This is a genomic window from Amycolatopsis sp. 2-15 (genome assembly GCF_030285625.1).
Taxonomy (GTDB): domain Bacteria; phylum Actinomycetota; class Actinomycetes; order Mycobacteriales; family Pseudonocardiaceae; genus Amycolatopsis; species Amycolatopsis carbonis.
Genome location: NZ_CP127294.1, coordinates 3,714,907 through 3,731,012, shown reverse-complemented (window position 1 = coordinate 3,731,012; position 16,106 = coordinate 3,714,907). Strand labels below are relative to the sequence as shown.

The 16,106-nt window shown below is 70.1% G+C and carries 17 protein-coding genes; 14 read left to right on the top strand and 3 right to left on the bottom strand.

Annotated features, from left to right (window positions below):
- The first annotated feature begins 43 nt into the window (after window positions 1–43).
- Genes QRX50_RS18405 through QRX50_RS18395 form a run of 3 tightly spaced genes read left to right on the top strand, consistent with a single transcriptional unit; the run spans window position 44 to window position 2,189 of the window.
- The gene (locus QRX50_RS18405) at window positions 44–1,159 is read left to right on the top strand and encodes a sensor histidine kinase (protein ID WP_285973164.1); all 1,116 of its coding nucleotides are present in this window, start codon (window positions 44–46) and stop codon (window positions 1,157–1,159) included.
- A 32-nt stretch (window positions 1,160–1,191) separates the two neighbouring features.
- Window positions 1,192–1,785: a response regulator gene (locus QRX50_RS18400; RefSeq protein ID WP_285974496.1), complete on the top strand. Its 594-nt coding sequence runs from the start codon at window positions 1,192–1,194 to the stop codon at window positions 1,783–1,785.
- A gap of 59 nt (window positions 1,786–1,844) precedes the next feature.
- Window positions 1,845–2,189: a hypothetical protein gene (locus QRX50_RS18395; protein ID WP_285973163.1), complete on the top strand. Its 345-nt coding sequence runs from the start codon at window positions 1,845–1,847 to the stop codon at window positions 2,187–2,189.
- Window positions 2,190–2,396: 207 nt separating this feature from the next.
- Here QRX50_RS18395 and QRX50_RS18390 read toward each other — a convergent pair whose 3' ends face one another.
- Entirely contained in the window at window positions 2,397–3,614 is a 1,218-nt protein-coding gene (locus tag QRX50_RS18390) for a copper resistance D family protein (protein ID WP_285973162.1), read from the bottom strand.
- Between the two features lie 176 nt (window positions 3,615–3,790).
- On the opposite strand from QRX50_RS18390, the gene QRX50_RS18385 reads away from it, so the two are divergent.
- The 4 genes from QRX50_RS18385 to QRX50_RS18370 are packed head-to-tail and all read left to right on the top strand — an operon-like array spanning window position 3,791 to window position 7,529.
- Entirely contained in the window at window positions 3,791–4,870 is a 1,080-nt protein-coding gene (locus QRX50_RS18385) for an isocitrate/isopropylmalate dehydrogenase family protein (RefSeq protein ID WP_285973161.1), read from the top strand.
- On the top strand, window positions 4,867–6,228 hold the full coding sequence (locus tag QRX50_RS18380) for an NAD-dependent succinate-semialdehyde dehydrogenase (RefSeq protein ID WP_285973160.1): 1,362 nt from the start codon (window positions 4,867–4,869) through the stop codon (window positions 6,226–6,228). The genes QRX50_RS18385 and QRX50_RS18380 overlap by 4 nt, the downstream gene beginning before the upstream one ends.
- Window positions 6,225–6,641 (top strand): cupin domain-containing protein, encoded by a 417-nt coding sequence (locus QRX50_RS18375; protein ID WP_285973159.1) that lies wholly within the window; start codon window positions 6,225–6,227, stop codon window positions 6,639–6,641. Before QRX50_RS18380 ends, QRX50_RS18375 begins: the two co-directional genes overlap by 4 nt.
- Before the next feature lie 9 nt (window positions 6,642–6,650).
- Window positions 6,651–7,529: a GntR family transcriptional regulator gene (locus tag QRX50_RS18370; protein WP_285973158.1), complete on the top strand. Its 879-nt coding sequence runs from the start codon at window positions 6,651–6,653 to the stop codon at window positions 7,527–7,529.
- Here QRX50_RS18370 and QRX50_RS18365 read toward each other — a convergent pair.
- Together QRX50_RS18365 and QRX50_RS18360 are read right to left on the bottom strand one after the other, a co-directional pair.
- Window positions 7,526–8,428 (bottom strand): MurR/RpiR family transcriptional regulator, encoded by a 903-nt coding sequence (locus QRX50_RS18365; RefSeq protein ID WP_285973157.1) that lies wholly within the window; start codon window positions 8,426–8,428, stop codon window positions 7,526–7,528. The genes QRX50_RS18370 and QRX50_RS18365 overlap by 4 nt on opposite strands.
- A 77-nt stretch (window positions 8,429–8,505) precedes the next feature.
- Window positions 8,506–9,339, bottom strand: coding sequence for an alpha/beta hydrolase family protein (locus QRX50_RS18360; protein ID WP_285973156.1), 834 nt, complete (start codon window positions 9,337–9,339; stop codon window positions 8,506–8,508).
- Between the two features lie 179 nt (window positions 9,340–9,518).
- Here QRX50_RS18360 and QRX50_RS18355 point away from each other — a divergent pair, with 179 nt between their 5' ends.
- From QRX50_RS18355 to QRX50_RS18325, 7 genes are all read left to right on the top strand, one after another.
- A complete protein-coding gene (locus QRX50_RS18355) occupies window positions 9,519–10,658 on the top strand; it encodes a C45 family autoproteolytic acyltransferase/hydrolase (protein ID WP_285973155.1) in 1,140 nt (379 codons plus the stop codon).
- Window positions 10,658–11,401 (top strand): amino acid ABC transporter ATP-binding protein, encoded by a 744-nt coding sequence (locus tag QRX50_RS18350; protein WP_285973154.1) that lies wholly within the window; start codon window positions 10,658–10,660, stop codon window positions 11,399–11,401. Before QRX50_RS18355 ends, QRX50_RS18350 begins: the two co-directional genes overlap by 1 nt.
- Before the next feature lie 43 nt (window positions 11,402–11,444).
- The gene (locus QRX50_RS18345) at window positions 11,445–12,389 is read left to right on the top strand and encodes a transporter substrate-binding domain-containing protein (protein ID WP_285973153.1); all 945 of its coding nucleotides are present in this window, start codon (window positions 11,445–11,447) and stop codon (window positions 12,387–12,389) included.
- 25 nt (window positions 12,390–12,414) lie between these two features.
- Window positions 12,415–13,059, top strand: coding sequence for an amino acid ABC transporter permease (locus QRX50_RS18340; protein WP_220243445.1), 645 nt, complete (start codon window positions 12,415–12,417; stop codon window positions 13,057–13,059).
- Entirely contained in the window at window positions 13,056–13,931 is an 876-nt protein-coding gene (locus tag QRX50_RS18335; protein ID WP_285973152.1) for an amino acid ABC transporter permease, read from the top strand. Before QRX50_RS18340 ends, QRX50_RS18335 begins: the two co-directional genes overlap by 4 nt.
- 21 nt (window positions 13,932–13,952) lie before the next feature.
- Window positions 13,953–15,146 carry an ornithine--oxo-acid transaminase gene (gene rocD, locus QRX50_RS18330; RefSeq protein ID WP_285973151.1) on the top strand — a complete coding sequence of 398 codons (1,194 nt, stop codon included), beginning with the start codon at window positions 13,953–13,955 and terminating at the stop codon, window positions 15,144–15,146.
- Between the two features lie 99 nt (window positions 15,147–15,245).
- On the top strand, window positions 15,246–16,106 hold the full coding sequence (locus tag QRX50_RS18325; protein WP_285973150.1) for an alpha/beta fold hydrolase: 861 nt from the start codon (window positions 15,246–15,248) through the stop codon (window positions 16,104–16,106).

Sequence of the window (16,106 nt, the reverse complement as noted above, 5' to 3'; positions counted from 1 at the left end):
CGGCCGCGGCGGCCTACAGTCGGCTCACGTGAAGATCCAGTGGATGAGGTCGGCCTGGAAGTGGGCGGCGCCCGCGGCTTTGGTGGTACTGGCGCTGGTCGACGCCGGCGCCGGGGTCCTGCAGATGCCGTCCCGGATGCCTTGGTACGGCCCCTGCGGACTGGTCACCGCGGTGCTCGCCACCGCCGCGTGGCTGCGGCCCCACTCGATGCTCGCCACCGCGGCCGGCGCGGCGTCGATCACCACGACCTGGCTGTTCGGCACGTCCGGGCAGGAGGTCAACACGGACTGGGGCCTCGTCGAGACCGCCGCGCTGCTGGGAGTCCTCTTCACGACGACGATCCGGCTCCGGTCCTGGCGCGCGGCCCCGCTCGTCGCGCTCGTGCTCGTAGCCGTGACCACCCAGCCCCTGCAGAAGGGGTTCACCGACCACGCCGTGATCTTCTCGCTCGTCCTGCTGTTCATCGCCACGTCCACGACCGCGGTCGCGGCCTACCTGAAGCTCGTCCGCACGGCCCGGGAAGCCGAGATCGGCACGGTGAAAGCGGAACAGCGCGCCGAGTTCGCGCGAGACCTGCACGACTTCGTCGCCCATCACGTGACGGGCATCGTCGTGCTCGCGCAGGGAGCGCACGAGGTCGTGGACGAAGAGCCCGAGGCGGTCGCACAGGCGCTGCAGGAAATCCAGGACGCCGGCGGCGAGGCGATGACCGCCATGCGCCGGATGGTCGGGATGCTTCGTTCCCCGGACGCCGACGCCGCCCCGCTCGCCCCGCTCGCCGGTCTGCCCGAGCTCACCGCCCTGGTCGACGGTTTCGACCGCCCGCGGGCCCGGCTGCGCGTGGAGGGCAGTCTCGACGACGTGCCGCCCGAGGTCGCTTCGTCGGCCTACCGTGTGGTGCTGGAGTCCCTCACCAACGTGCACCGCCACGCCAGGAAAGCCACCGCGGTGGACGTCGACCTCCACCGCCAGGAGAGCGAGCTGCAGGTCCGCGTGCGCAATGACGGCCGGACCGTGCGCGGCGGCCACGGCGGGTTCGGCCTGGTCGGGCTGGCCGAACGCGTGGAAGCCCTCGGCGGGCGGTTCGTCGCGGGACCGGACGAAGGCGGCGGCTGGCTCGTCGACGCCGCCCTGCCGCTGACGGGAGCGAGCGCGTGACGATTTCGGTACTGGTCGCCGACGACCAGGCGATGGTGCGCACCGGGTTCGGGCTGATCCTCAAGCGGGCGCCGGACATCGAGGTCGTGGCCGAGGCGGGCGACGGGGTCGAGGCGGTGGCCGAGGCACACCGCGTCCGGCCCGACGTCGCGCTGATGGACATCCGGATGCCCAAAATGGACGGTCTCACCGCGCTGGAGCGCATCTCCTCCTTCGTGAACGTCGTAGTGGTCACGACCTTCGACCAGGACGAGTACGTCTACAAAGCACTGCGGGGCGGCGCCTGCGGGTTCATCCTCAAGGACGCCGGGCCGGGGCTGCTCGTCGAGGCCATCCGTTCCGCCGGAACCGGCGATGCCCTCGTCAGCCCGTCGATCACCGTTCGTCTCCTGCGCCAGCTCAGCCGTCCGGCACCGCCGCCGGACCACCGCCTGTCAGCGCGGGAGCTCGACGTCGTGAAGCTCGCGGCCGTCGGCAACACCAACGCCGAGATCGCCGCCGCGCTGCACCTGTCGATCGGCACGGTGAAGACACACCTCGCGAACGTTCAGGGGAAGCTCGGCGCCCGCAACCGCGTCGAGATCGCGGCCTGGGCCTGGACCCACGGGGTGGTCGGCCGAAAGTAAGAGGCGCTCCGGCCGATCAGCCGAAGTGGCGTACCGACGGTACACACCAGACTGAGGCCATGAACAAAGTTGTTGCGGCCCTTCTGCTTCCCGCCCTGCTGCTGCCGCTGGCCGCCTGCGGCACGAAGAGCTACACCTACGACACGAAGTTCGCCGTGGACGGCAAGGGCACGGCGAAAGTCTCGCTGGAGTACCCGGGCGGCAAGGGTCCGCACGTGAGCACCGAGAAACTGCCGGCCGTCATCGGGCTGATCCCCGAGGGCCTCGGCAAGGTGACCATGCACGTCCAGGCCCAGGACGGACCTGTCACCTGCCGGATCATCGTGGAGCAGAAGCAGATGGATCAGAAGAGCGGCAAGGACGTCACCTGCGCCACCGAGCTCACCGAGGACACCGAGAACTGAGCCGGCCTCACCGCCGGGACGACACGCGCAACACCAGCGCCAGCACCGCCGACAGACCCACCAGCACCACCGCGGAAACCACCGGGCCCATGCCCGCCACCGCCTTCTCGTTCCGGACCCTCAAGGTCTCCCGGACGACGGCGGGGCGGGCACGGGCCCGACGAACGCTTGACACACCAACGCGAATCCCTGACGAGCCCTTGACGCTCAGCTCTCCGCGGAGACCGCCTCACGCTGCTCGACCTCGTGGGCGCGCGCCGCCGAGCGGGACAGGCGGTCGGAGACCTTCGCGGTGGTCACGAAGGAGACCGCGATCAGGATCGCCAGCACCACGCCGATGCCGATGACGGTGCCGCTCAGCGTCGGGTCTTCGGGGTCGCCGGCCTCGACGCGTGCCGAACCGGTGAGGAACGAGAGCACGAACAGCACGCCGACGGCGAGCAGCACCTCGATCGTCACCAGCACGGGGAACGTGCGCAGCGCCAGGCGGAACACGGAACCCTCGGCGCCGGCCGCCCGGGCGCGGGCGATGCGCGGCATCATCACAAACTCGTTGGCTGCGCCGATGCAGATCATCGTGAACACCAGCGACACCTTGATGACGAGGAACCGCCCGAAGCTCGTGGTGAACAGCTCCGACGGGCTGCCGACGAGCGAGTAGGCCAGCCACAGGCCGGTGATCAGGATGCAGCCCACGGCGACCATCGCCAGCGTCGAGAACCGCGTCCAGATCTGCGCGAACACGTCGCCGGCACCGAGGGAGAGCCTGCGCCGCGAGAACGCCAGGATCACCAGGCCCGCGATACCGCCGACCCACGTTGAGATCGAGAAGACGTGCAGGTGGTCGAGCAGCGAGTTGGCGATGGTGTCGAAGGTGGCCTTGGAGAAGTTCGTCGGCAGCAGCGTGACCTGGTAGGCCACGAAGTTGACGATGAGCGAGGTCAGCGTGAGCACACCGAGCTTTTCCCGCAGCCGTGGCGAGAACGCGAGCATCAGCACGATCGCCGCGACGCCCCACAGCGCGTACTGGATCAACGCCTCGGCGCCGCTGGAGATCCAGTCGCCCTTCTTTCCGGGCACCGAGATGAAGCGCCAGATCGCCGCGGGCGACAGCGCGTCGCCGAACGGGATCTCCTTGCCCTTCACGCGGGCGCCCTTGCCGGCGATCTGGAAGTACAGCGCCACGAGGAACCAGGTGCCGACGATCGCGTAGTAGATACCGGCCCGGCGTTGCAGCACCGCGCGGTCGGCGGGGTCGACCGACGGCCGTCTCAGGACCGGGCGCAGCACGATCAGGTAAAGCATGCAGCCGCCGATCGAACCGATCAGGCCGGCGAAGTACGCCATCTTCGTGATGACCCGCCACACCTCGGGGGTCGGGTTCGCTTCGGCCGCGGACACGGCCTGGGTAAGCAGCAGGGACATCGGCAGCCATCTCCTTTGACGGGGGCGCGAGCCGATCAGGCGGGGACGCCGGCTCTTGGCGGTCGAAGGTAGCTGATCCTACAACATATGTGAAGACTGAAGCAGCCACTACATTGATGGTATATTGCTAGAGTGAAAAACCAGAGTCGGAAGATCCGCAGTCGGAAGGAGTGTCCGTGAAAGTCCTCGTCCTGCCCGGCGACGGAATCGGCCCGGAGATCACGGCGGCGACCCTGGACGTGCTCGGCGCCGCGGATCGGCGGCTCGGGCTCGGCCTGAGCTTCGAGGTCCGCGACATCGGCCTGGCCTCGCTCGCGACCGACGGCACCACGCTGCCGGCGTCGGTCCTCGAGCGCGTGCCCGAGGTCGACGGCACGCTGCTCGGCCCGGTGTCGCACTACGAGTACCCGCCGCGCGAGGAGGGCGGGATCAACCCGTCCGCCGCGCTGCGGACCACGTTCGAGCTGTTCGCCAACGTACGCCCGTGCCGCTCGCGCGAGGACCTGAGCATCCTGCGCAAGCCCATGGACCTCGTGATCGTGCGCGAGAACACCGAGGGCTTCTACTCCGACCGCAACATGTTCGCCGGCACCGGCGAGTTCATGCCCGACCCCGACCTCGCACTGTCCGTGCGCAAGGTCAGCGCGCGCGGTTCCGCCCGCGTCGCGCGGGCGGCGTTCGAGCTCGCGCGCGGCCGCCGCGGCAAGGTGACGGCGGTGCACAAGGCCAACGTGCTCAAGCTGTCCGACGGCCTGTTCCTGCGCGAGGTGCGCGCGGTCGCCCAGGAGTTCCCCGACGTGGAGCTGGAAGAGCTGATCGTGGACGCGGCGGCGGCGCTGCTGGTGCGCGACCCGGCGCGCTTCGACGTGCTGGTGACCACCAACATGTTCGGCGACATCCTGTCCGACGAGGCCTCCGAGCTGTCCGGCAGCCTCGGCCTTGGCGGCTCGATCAACGCCGGGCACGACGTGTGCGTCGGCCAGGCGCAGCACGGTTCGGCCCCCGACATCGCGGGCCAGGGCGTGGCCAACCCGGCCTCGCTCATCCTGTCCGCGGCGATGCTGCTCGACTGGCGCGGGCGCCGCGACGGCAACGACGCGCTCGTGGCGGGCGCACAGCTCGTGACCCGCGCGGTGGACTCCGTCCTCGACAACCCGGCGACGCGCACAGCGGACGTCGGCGGCACTCTCGGCACCGAAGCGTTCGCCGGCGCGGTTTCCGAGTCCATCACCGGCCTTCCGGCGGGTGCCCGATGATCCAGTCCGTGAACCCGGCGACGGGCAAGCCACTGTCCACATACGACTCGCACTCGGCCGAAGAGGTCGATGCCGCACTGGCTGCGGCCGTGGCCGCGCAGGCACAGTGGCGCGAGAAACCCCTTGCCGAACGCGTGGAGCTGCTTCGCGAGCTGGCCGCGGTCCTGCGCGCCGGGAAGGCCGAGTACGCGCGGCTGATCACCGAAGAGATGGGCAAGCCGCTCGCCGAAGCCGAGGCCGAGATCGAGAAGTGCGCGCTGAACTGCGTGCACTACGCCGAGCACGCCGCGGAGTACCTGGCCGAGCGCCCGGTGCTGGCCGAGGCGTCCGTGGTGGCCGAACCGCTCGGTGTCGTGCTGGCCGTGATGCCGTGGAACTACCCGTTCTGGCAGTTCTTCCGCTTCGCCGCTCCGGCGCTGGCCGCGGGCAACGGCGCGATCCTCAAGCACGCCACCAACGTGCCGGGCTGCGCACTGGCCATCGAAGACGTGTTCCGCAAGGCCTCGGCGCCCGCCGGGCTGGTGCGAGCGCTACTGGTCGACGTCGGCGAGGTCGCGAAGCTCATCGCCGACGACCGCATCGCCGCCGTCACGCTGACCGGTTCGACCCGCGTCGGCGCCCTGGTCGCGAGCCAGGCCGGGGCCGCGCTCAAGAAGCAGGTGCTGGAGCTCGGCGGCTCGGATCCGTTCGTGGTCCTCGCCGACGCCGACGTGCCGGCCGCCGCCGAGACGGCCGTGCGCGCGCGGTTCCTCAACAACGGCCAGAGCTGCGTCAACGCCAAGCGGTTCATCGTGGACGAAGCCGTGGCCGACGAGTTCGCCGAAGCTTTCACCGCCGCGGTCGAACGGCTGCGAGTGGGCGATCCGGCCGAGGCGGGCACCACCGTCGGGCCGCTCGCCCGCGAGGACCTGCGCGACGGGCTCGACGAGCAGGTCCGCCGCACCGTCGCCGCCGGCGGCGTGCTCCGGACCGGAGGCGAGCCCGTGGCCGGGCCGGGGTACTTCTACGCGCCGACGGTGCTCGACCGCGTGAAGCCGGGCATGGCGGCGTTCGACGAGGAGACGTTCGGCCCGGTCGCGGCCATTGTGCGCGTTTCGGGCGACGACGAGGCCCTGGCTCTGGCCAACGACACCGAGTTCGGCCTCGGCGCGGCCGTGTGGACGCGGTCTTCGGAGCGCGCGCAGCGCTTCGCCAAGGGCCTGCAAGCCGGCGCGGTGTTCGTGAACAGCATGGTCGCCTCCGACCCGCGGCTGCCGTTCGGCGGAATCAAGAAGTCCGGCTACGGTCGGGAGCTGGGCGCGGACGGGATCCGCGAGTTCGTGAACGTGAAGACCGTGTGGTTCGGAGGAACCCGATGAGCGAATCGAAGCCGTTCCCGTCGGTGGTGCTGCGCCCGGCCGAGCTGTCCGCGGCCGACCGCGGCGGCGGCGCGCGCACGATCCCGCTGGTGAGCAAGGCACTGGGCGCCGAGGTGTTCCTCAACGGCCAGACCCTCTTCGACGGCGGTGCGGGCATCCCGCTGCACACGCACAACTGCCCCGAGAGCGTGGTGATCCTGGAGGGCGAGGCGATCGTGGAGATCGACGGCGCCGAGCACCACCTGTCCACTTGGGACACCACCTACGTCGACGCGGGCGTGCCGCACCGGTTCCGCAACGCCTCGGCCACGGCACCGATGCGGATCCTCTGGACCTACGCCTCGGTGGAGGCGACGCGCACGATCGTCGCGACCGGCACCACCACCCGGGTGGATGCCGAGCACCGGCGCTAGCCTGGGGAAGTGGAACAGATCCCGACCCCGCTCACCCGGCAGGTCGCGGCGCGCATCGTGGGCTACATCCGCGAGACCGCGGCCGAGCCGGGCACGCGGCTGGTGGAGCGCACCCTGGCCGCGCACCTGCGGGTTTCGCGCTCACCCGTGCGCGCGGCGCTACGCCTGCTGGCGGACGAAGGGGTGGTGGCCGTCGCCGAGCCCGGCGGCGGCCACACCGTGGCCCGCCCGGTCACCGAGCTCACCGTCGAGACCGGTGACGAGGACGAGGAGCAGTACCTGCGCATCGCGTCGGACCGGCTCGACGGCGAGCTGCCCGACCGCGTGAGCGAGAGCGAGCTGGCGCGCCGCTACGCCCTCACGCCGGCGCAGGTGACGGCCGTGCTGCGCCGTATCTCCGGCGAGGGCTGGATCGAGCGGCTGCCCGGCTACGGCTGGGAGTTCCAGCCGATGCTGACGTCGCAGGAGTCCTATGAGGACAGCTACCGCTTCCGGCTCGCGCTCGAACCCGCGGCGCTGCTGGAGCCCGGCTTCGCCGTGGACCGGGCAGCCATCGAAACCGTTCGCGCGCAACAGCTCGAGCTCGCCGAGGGCGCCGCGCAGACTGTGAGCAACACCGAGCTGTTCGCCCGCAACCGCGCCTTCCACGAGGCCGTGGTGGCCTGCAGCCACAACACGTTCTTCATCGACTCGCTGCGCCGCGTGGACAACCTGCGCCGCCTGATCGAGTACCGGCGCACGCTGCCGCGCGACCGGGCGGCGGTGCGCTGCCGCGAGCACGTCGACCTCGCGGACCTGCTGCTGGCCGGCCGCACCGCGGACGCGGCGGAGTACCTGCGGCGCCACCTCAGCACCGTCAGCGTGGAGAAAACCGCCGGCGCCGGTTAAGCGACGCCGTCGCCCCGCGGCAAACGCGGTGCGCGCAGAACGCCGTTGATCAGGTCGGAACGCAGCGAAGTCAGCAGTTCCGACGTCTTCGTCGCGCGGTTTTCGTCGCGGGAGGCCAGGCGCAGCACCAACGCGTCGGTGAGCACCTCCGCGCTCAGCATCTCCCCGGTGAAGTTGCTGGCGCTCTGCGGGGCCGTGAGCGTGACGTCCACGCGGGAGGCGAACAACGGCCCCAGCGAGCTGGACACGAGCACCACGCTCGCGCCGACCTCCTCGGCGTGATCGAGCAGCACCTCGATCTCGCCGAGGATCCGGCCGGGGATGTAGAGCACGACAACGTCGTCCGGGCCGATGCCGAGCAGGTCGTCGGCCAGCTGGAAGCCCGTGGCGCCCGTGGAACGCGCGCGCCGGCCCATCCGGACCAGGCGCATGGTCAGGTACCGCGCCACCAGGCTCGAGGCCCCCAGGCCGAAGCTGAGGACCTCGCGCGCGTCGTCGAGCAGGTCGACCGCGTGCAGGAACTCGTCGGACTGCACGAGCCGCCACGTGGCGGCCAGCCGCTCGGTCGCGTCGGTGAAGACCTTGTCCACCACGGCATCGCCCGCGGTGGCGCCGTCGGGCAGCTCGGTCAGCAGCCGGTGCGACGGGCTGGTCTCCAGCGCGACCTCGCGCGCCAGGCTGCGCCGCAGGTCCATCAGCCCCGCGAACCCCAGCGACTTCGCGGTGCGCACCACGGTCGCGTCGCTGGTCGCCGTCGCGCCGCCGATCTGCTCGGCCGTGGCGAAAATGGCGTAGCGGCCGTGGTCGCGCAGGTACTCCGCGACGGTTCGCTCGGCCCGCGACATCTTCGGCAGGCATCGCGCGATCCGTGCGCGCAGCGACTCTTCCTCGTTCCCCATCCCACCCTCGTTTCCCGATCCACGTGCCCACGGGAAGGCCGCCACGGTGCGGCCGCGCCCCGTGAGCCCGTCACGCGCTACGGCCGGCGCGCCAGCTCCCCGGCGATGAAGCTCTTCACCACCGGTTGGATCAGCAGCCCGCGGTGCGCCACCCCAGGCACCACGTCGAACTGCACATCGATCCCATTGCTTTCGAAATTCTTGCGCAACGTGGTCAGCCGCTCGATCCGCGTGTCACCGCCGGCGTCGATGCCCGGCTCCGCGATCTCCCAGGTGTCCTTGTCCTCGCCGCCCACGATCATCTGCACGGGCAGCTTGCGCAGGGTCTCCACCTGCACGTCGGTCCCGAACAGCTCACGCACGTCGGCGGTGCCCAGCCACCACGAAACGTCCGGGTCGATCCGCGTGACGCGGCCCGGAGCGCCGATGGACAACGCGGCCAGCCGGTCGGCGTGCAGGTAGGCGAAGCGGTGGGCGAACTGCCCGCCGCCGGAGAAGCCGTGCAGGTAGAAGCGGTCGGCGTCCACGCGGAAGCGCGCGGCGACCTCGGCGATGATGTCGAGCAGGATCAGGTCGTAGCGGATGCCTTCGAAGCTCAGGCGCTTGAAGCCGTGCAGGTCGCCGGGCTGCGCGATGCCGGCCGGGAACAGCGGGGCGAGCACGATGGTGTCGTTCTGCTCCGCGAACTCGCGGTAGTCGTTGCGGTAACGCTCCGCGGTGCGCTGGGTGCCGTGCATCAGGACGAGCAGCGGCAGCGGCGTCTCGGAGGTGCGGTGGGCGCTGGGCACGTAGAGGCAGTAGGAAAAGCGCTGGTCGCTCTGCAGCGCGAAAAACGGCGTCGGCCCGCCGTAGTAGAACTCCGTCGGGTCGAGGACTCGGGCGGAGTCGGGCGTCGCTTGGGGGCTCGTCATGGAGCGGATCTCCTTGGCATGGCGTGGGACCGTCCTGCACCGTCGTAACCATGTAGTAACGACGACAGGTGTTGACAACTTCGTAGCACGGTCTATCTTATCCGTAGCTGCCACTACAAGTTCCTGATGAATGTAGCGCAAACCTTCAACGAATCGCCAGCACCGGGAAAGAGGTATTCATGGCAGTCCGGTTGGTCCAGATCGAAGGTGGTCCCCGTGAGCGGGGACTCGCCTACGGAGAGGCCGCCAGGGCGGAGATCCGCAGGTCGATCGCCTACTACCGCGACGCTTTCCGGCTCGCGTCGGGTCTGGAGTGGACGGACGTGCAGGCCTCGGCCCGGCGCTGGCGCGCACCGATCGCCGCCGTCGCACCGCACCTGCTCGAAGAGATGGACGCGATCGCCGACGGCGCCGGCGTGCACCAGGACGAGATCCTCGCGCTGAACGCGCGCGGCGAGATCGTCCGCAACCACGACAGCGCCTTCAACCCGGCCGTCACCGAAGAGGAAGAGCCGGCCGACGGCTGCTCCTCCTTCGCCCTGCTGCCCGAGGCGACCGGCGACGGCCACGTCTACTGTGGACAGAACTGGGACTGGCGGGAAGGCACGCAGGACACCGTGGTGCTCTTGCGCGTGGTCCAGCCGCCCAAGCCCACCCTCATCATGCAGGTCGAGGCCGGCCAGATCGGCCGTCACGGCGCCAACTCCGCGGGCATCGCGCTCAACGCCAACGGGCTCAACGGCGCCTTCGGCACGCCGATCGGCATCCCGCAGCCGGTGCTGCGCCGCCTGATCCTCGACCACGACCACCTCAAGAGCGCCCTGCAGGTGCCCTTCGACGTCCACCAGCACATCGCCACCAACCTGCTGGTGACCCACCGCGGCGGTGTCGCGGTGGACTACGAGACCACCCCCGTCGTGCACCGCTGGGGCCTGCCGAGCAACGGAATGCTGGTGCACGGCAACCACTACCAGTACGGCGTGCCCGACCGGATCGCCGCGGCGCACCGCGTGTCCCCTGTGGACTCGCTCTACCGCGTGCAGGTGATCGAACGCGGGCTCGCGTCCGCGCGCACGGCCACCAGCTCCGCCGAGGTGCGCAAGGTGGTCGCCACCACGATGAGCGACCACGTCGGGCACCCCGACGGCGTGTGCGCCCACCCGGACGACCGGGCGCCGGACCTCAAGCGCTACAAGACGATCGCCTCCAGCCTGGTCGACCTGACCAGCGGCGAGTACCGCGTGGCGGTCGGCAACCCCTGTGAGAACGACTACGAACTGCTGCCCTGGCAGCTCTACGACGGCCCCGGAGGTCACTGATGACCGGACCCGTGCTCGCCAGTCTGCGCGGTGTGAACAAGAGCTACGGCGAGGTGCAGGTGCTGCACGACATCGACCTCGACATCCACCAGGGCGAGGTCGTGGTGGTCCTCGGCCCGTCCGGGTCGGGCAAGTCGACGCTGTGCCGCTGCATCAACCGCCTGGAGAAGATCAACTCCGGTACCATCACGCTCGACGGCAAGCCGCTGCCCGCGGAGGGCCGCGACCTGGCGCGCCTGCGGGCCGACGTCGGCATGGTCTTCCAGTCGTTCAACCTCTTCGCGCACCGCAGCGTGCTCGAGAACGTGACGCTCGGGCCGATCCGCGTCCGCGGGATTCCCAAGCGGGAGGCCGAAGCGACCGCACGACGGCTGCTCGACCGCGTGGGCGTGGCCGACCAGGCCGACAAACTGCCCGCCGAGCTTTCCGGCGGCCAGCAGCAGCGCGTGGCCATCGCCAGGGCGCTCGCGATGAACCCCAAGATCGTGCTGTTCGACGAACCGACCAGCGCGCTCGACCCGGAGATGGTGAGCGAGGTCCTCGACGTGATGACCTCACTCGCCGCGGAGGGCACCACGATGGTCGTGGTCACCCACGAGATGGGCTTCGCCCGCCGTGCCGCCCACCGCGTGGTCTTCATGAGCGAAGGCCGCATCGCCGAACAAGGCACCCCCGAAGAGTTCTTCGACCGCACCGGCACGGCCCGGGCGCGGGACTTCCTGTCCAAAGTCCTCCAGCACTAGTCCCTCCAGCACTGCAGTTCCCCACCGTGACAAGGAGAAAGCAATGAAGCTGACCAGAATCACCGCCGCCGTGGGCGCGGTGGTCGTCGCGGGCGCGCTGCTCGCCGCGTGCGGCAGCGCCCCGGCCACGGCCCCCGGTGGCGCCGCCGCGAAGCCGGCCGCCGCCGACGTCGCCAAGATGATCAGCCAGGACGACGCCGTCGCGGGCGCCCCGGTGGGCCAGAACCTGCCGCACTCGCCGATCCTGGACAAGATCCGCCAGCGCGGCGAGCTGGTCTGGGCCGGCAGCCGCAACACGCTGGGCTTCTCGCAGCTCGACCCGGCCACCGGCAAGATCTCCGGCTTCGACGCCGGCATCGCCGACCTGCTCGCGAAGTACCTGCTGGGCAAGCCTGCGGCGAGGATGCAGAGCGGTGGCTCCGACACCCGTGAGGGCCTGCTCGGCAACCACACGATCGACGTCGCGATCCAGACGTACACGATGACGCCGGAGCGCGCCAAGCTGGTGAACTTCTCCGGCCCGTACTACATGGCCGCCAGCGGCATCATCGTGAAGTCCACGGACACCACGATCAAGAGCGCCAAGGACCTCGCCGGCAAGAAGGTGGCCACCGAGTCCGGTGCGGCGAAGACCGCGCTGGTCACCGAGGTGCCGACCGCGCAGCCGGTGCTGTTCGACACCACCGCGCAGTGCATCGCCGCGGTGGAGCAGGGCCGCGCCGACGCCGTGACGCTGAACAACGCTTCGCTGCTCGGCGCGATCCAGACGCGCTCGGACGTGAAGCTGCTGGACGCGACGTTCGGCTCCAACCCCTTCGGCATCGGCGAGCCCAAGGACGACCCGGTGTTCAAGCAGGTCGTCGACGAGTTCCTGCAGAAGATCGAGGCCGACGGCACCTGGACCAAGCTCTGGCAGGGCACCGTCGGCAAGCTGTTGAAGACCCCGCCGCCCACCCCGCCGAAGCTCGGCTCCGTCCCCGGCGTCTGACCCGAACCCCGAAATCGGAGACCCCATGTCCGTGCTCTTCGCGCACCTCGGTGAGCTGCTGACCGGTCTGCTGACGACCCTCGAGCTGGCCGCGATCGCGTTTCCGCTGGCGCTGGTGATCGGCACCCTGCTGGGTGTCTGCCGCGTCAGCCCGATCGGGCCGCTGCGGGCGGCCGCCGGGTTCTACGTGCACTGCCTGCGCAACTCGCCGATGCTGCTGGTGATGGTCATGGTGGTCTTCGGCCTGCCCTACCTCGGCGCGACCGTCCCGCTGTTCGGGTCGGTCGTGCTGGGGCTGGGGCTGTACTTCGGCGCCTACATCTGCGAAACGGTGCGCTCCGGCATCGCCGGCGTGCCGCTCGGCCAGATCGAGGCGGCGCGCGCCATCGGCCTCACGTTCTCGGGCGTCCTGCGGCAGGTCGTGCTGCCGCAGGCGTTCCGGTCGATGGTTCAGCCGCTGGGCAACATCCTGATCAACGTGTGTCTCGGTTCGGCACTCGGCGCCGCGGTCGGCGTGCAGGAGCTCACCGGTTCGGCGCGTCAGTTCAACCTCGACTTCGCCCAGCCGATCCCGACCTTCATCGCCGCGGTCATCGGCTACCTCCTGATCACCCTGACGATCGGCCAGCTGACCGGCGTCGTCGAACGGAAGGTTCGCATCCGACGATGAAGTCGCGCTCCCCCGCCCTTTTCGACGAACTCGGGCCCCGAGGTCAGAAGCGGCTGAAGATCGCCACCGTCGTGGCCGTCCTCGCGCTGATCGGCATCGTCGGCGGTGCTCTCGCCCAGCTCGCCCACGTGCAGCAGCTCACCGCGCGCCTGTGGGAGCCGCTCATCGAGTGGTCGAACATCCGCTACCTGCTGCAGGGCCTGCTGACCACGTTGGAGGTCGGCCTCACCGGCGCCGCGATCTCCCTGGTGTTCGGCACGCTGATGGGTCTCGGCCGGCTGTCCACGCACAAGTGGGTCTCGATCCCGTGCGCCGGCCTGATCGAGCTCTTCCGCGCGATCCCGCTGATCCTGCTCGTGTACTTCTTCCTCATCGGCCTGCCCATGTTCGGCTGGAACCTCCCGCCGTTCTGGGTGCTGACCATCCCGATCGTGCTGCACGCCGGCGCGGTCTTCGCCGAGATCGTCCGCGCCGGCGTGAACTCCCTGGACCGCGGCCAGTTCGACGCCGCCGCGGCGATCGGCCTGCGCCGCGGGCAGACGATGGTGCTCGTCGTGCTGCCCCAGGTGTTCCGGGCGCTGCGCCCGGCGCTGGTCACCCAGGTGATCCGCACGCTGAAGGAATCGAGCCTCGGCTACGTCGTCGGCTACCCCGAGCTGTTGCGCGACGGGCAGGTGATCGGCGAGTTCAACGCCAACTTCGTGCAGACGTACGCGTTCACCGCGGTCATCTACATCGTCATCAACTTCGGGCTCTCCCGCGTCGCCGAGCTGCTCGACCGGCCGAAGAAGGTCCGGCGCCGCCCGGACCGGCCGGCGCCCGACCCCGACCCCGAACCGGCGGCCTCGCAGCCGGCCGGAACCCTCGTCTGAGTTCACTTGAAGCGGAGAGAAATGTCCATCACCGGCGAAGAGATCGAACGCGCCGAAGCTGCACTGGCTCACAACTACCACCCGCTGCCCGTGGTGCTCACGGAAGGCAAGGGCGCGTGGGTCACCGACGTCGAAGGCCGGCGCTACCTCGACCTGCTCGCGGGCTACAGCGCGCTGAACTTCGGCCACGGCGACGACGAGCTGCTGGCCGTCGCCCACGCCCAGCTCGACCGGCTGACCCTGACCAGCCGCGCGTTCCACCACAACCAGCTGGGCACCTTCGCCTCCGAGCTCGCCGAGCTGTGCGGCATGGAGATGGTGCTGCCGATGAACACCGGCGCCGAGGCCGTGGAGACGGCCATCAAGACGGCGCGCAAGTGGGGCTACCGCGTGAAGGGCGTGCCGGCCGGGCGCGCGAAGATCGTGGTGGCGGGCGGCAACTTCCACGGACGGACGGTGACGATCGTCGGATTCTCCGACGACCCCGAGGCGATCGCCGACCACGGCCCGTTCACGCCGGGTTTCGTGACCGTGCCGTTCGGCGACGCGGAGGCGTTGCGGGCCGCGGTGGACGAGGACACGGTGGCCGTGTTGATCGAGCCGATCCAGGGTGAGGGCGGTGTGGTGCTGCCGCCCGACGGGTACCTGCGTGCGGTTCGCGCCATCTGCTCCGAAGCCGGCGTGCTGTTCATCGCCGACGAGATCCAGTCCGGGCTCGGGCGGACCGGGCGGACGTTCGCGTGTGATCACGAGGATGTCGTGCCCGACATGTACGTGCTGGGCAAGGCGCTGGGCGGCGGCATCATGCCGGTGTCGGCCGTGGTGTCGCGGCGCGACGTGCTGGGTGTGTTCCGGCCGGGTGAGCACGGCAGCACGTTCGGTGGCAACCCGCTCGCGTGCGCTGTCGGGACGGCGGTGGTGCGGAAGCTGAAGACGGGTGAGCCGCAGCGCCGGGCCGACGAGCTGGGCCGGGTGTTCGCTTCTGTCTTGTCCGAGTTGCCTTCGTCCGCGGTCGACGCGGTGCGGGTGCGCGGTCTGTGGGCCGGCATCGACGTGCGCGGTCGCACGGGCCGGGACGTCTGCGAAGGCCTGCTTGGCCGCGGCGTGCTGGCGAAGGACGCCCACGGCAGCACGATCCGGCTGGCGCCACCGCTCGTGGTGTCCGAAGAGGACCTGCGCTGGGGCGTTTCACAGCTGGCGGCCGAGCTGGCCTGATCCGGGTCCCCTGTGCCCGCCGTTCCGGTTTCGGGGCGGCGGGCACAGTGCTGTCCGCGTCTCATTTACATACAGACTGTATGTATGTATCGTGGCGACATGACTTCCTCTCTCGGACCGGACCACCGCATCCGCCTGCCACAGGGCGAGGTGCGCTACTACGAACGCGGGTCGGGGCGGCCCGTCGTCTTCGTGCACGGAGTGCTCACCAACGCGCTGCTGTGGCGCAAGGTCGTGCCGGCCGTCGCGGAGGCGGGTTTCCGTTGCCTGGCCCCGGATCTGCCGATGGGCGCCCACGAAACCCCGATGCGAGCCGACGCCGACCTGAGCGCCCCGGGCATGGCGACGCTCCTGGGCGACTTCCTGGAGGCCCTCGACCTGCACGACGTGATTCTGGTGGCCAACGACACCGGCGGCGCGATCACGCAGCTCCTGCTGGCGCGCTCTCCGTCGCGCGTCGAGCGGGTGGTGCTGACACCGTCGGACAGCTTCGAGTACTTCTTCCCGCCGATCTTCAAGCCGCTGCCCGTGGCGGCGAAGGTGCCGGGTTCGATGGCCGTGCTGGGCCAGCTGCTGCGGGTTCGGGCGCTGTGGCCGTTGCCGCTGCTGTTCGGCTGGGTGGTCAAGAAGCCGCTGGATCCGGCGGTGGCCGCGAAGTACCTGCTGCGGTTGCGACGATCTCGCGGTGTCCAGCGGGACTTGCGGAAGCTCCTGCGGTCGGTGGATCCGCGGTTGACCCTGGCAGCGGCGGAGCAGCTGCGCTCCTTCTCCCGGCCGGTGCTGCTGGCGTGGGCGACGGAGGACAAGCTGTTCCCCGTGCGGCTCGCGCACAGGCTGGCGTCGCTTTTGCCGGACGCTCGCGTGGTGGAGATCGCCGACTCGTACACGTTCGTCCCCGAGGACCAGCCCGAGGTGCTGGCCGGGCACATCGTCGAGTTCGCGAGCGTCATGGCAGATTAG

Excerpts from the sequence above, each read along its gene's own strand:
- QRX50_RS18405 (WP_285973164.1), top strand. The coding sequence starts at position 44 with ATGAGGTCGGCCTGGAAGTGGGCGGCGCCCGCGGCTTTGGTGGTACTG.
- QRX50_RS18400 (WP_285974496.1), top strand. The coding sequence starts at position 1,192 with ATGGTGCGCACCGGGTTCGGGCTGATCCTCAAGCGGGCGCCGGACATC.
- QRX50_RS18395 (WP_285973163.1), top strand. The coding sequence starts at position 1,845 with ATGAACAAAGTTGTTGCGGCCCTTCTGCTTCCCGCCCTGCTGCTGCCG.
- QRX50_RS18390 (WP_285973162.1), bottom strand. The coding sequence starts at position 3,614 with ATGTCCCTGCTGCTTACCCAGGCCGTGTCCGCGGCCGAAGCGAACCCG.
- QRX50_RS18380 (WP_285973160.1), top strand. The coding sequence starts at position 4,867 with ATGATCCAGTCCGTGAACCCGGCGACGGGCAAGCCACTGTCCACATAC.
- QRX50_RS18375 (WP_285973159.1), top strand. The coding sequence starts at position 6,225 with ATGAGCGAATCGAAGCCGTTCCCGTCGGTGGTGCTGCGCCCGGCCGAG.
- QRX50_RS18365 (WP_285973157.1), bottom strand. The coding sequence starts at position 8,428 with ATGGGGAACGAGGAAGAGTCGCTGCGCGCACGGATCGCGCGATGCCTG.
- QRX50_RS18360 (WP_285973156.1), bottom strand. The coding sequence starts at position 9,339 with ATGACGAGCCCCCAAGCGACGCCCGACTCCGCCCGAGTCCTCGACCCG.
- QRX50_RS18355 (WP_285973155.1), top strand. The coding sequence starts at position 9,519 with ATGGCAGTCCGGTTGGTCCAGATCGAAGGTGGTCCCCGTGAGCGGGGA.
- QRX50_RS18350 (WP_285973154.1), top strand. The coding sequence starts at position 10,658 with ATGACCGGACCCGTGCTCGCCAGTCTGCGCGGTGTGAACAAGAGCTAC.
- QRX50_RS18345 (WP_285973153.1), top strand. The coding sequence starts at position 11,445 with ATGAAGCTGACCAGAATCACCGCCGCCGTGGGCGCGGTGGTCGTCGCG.
- QRX50_RS18340 (WP_220243445.1), top strand. The coding sequence starts at position 12,415 with ATGTCCGTGCTCTTCGCGCACCTCGGTGAGCTGCTGACCGGTCTGCTG.
- QRX50_RS18335 (WP_285973152.1), top strand. The coding sequence starts at position 13,056 with ATGAAGTCGCGCTCCCCCGCCCTTTTCGACGAACTCGGGCCCCGAGGT.
- rocD (WP_285973151.1), top strand. The coding sequence starts at position 13,953 with ATGTCCATCACCGGCGAAGAGATCGAACGCGCCGAAGCTGCACTGGCT.
- QRX50_RS18325 (WP_285973150.1), top strand. The coding sequence starts at position 15,246 with ATGACTTCCTCTCTCGGACCGGACCACCGCATCCGCCTGCCACAGGGC.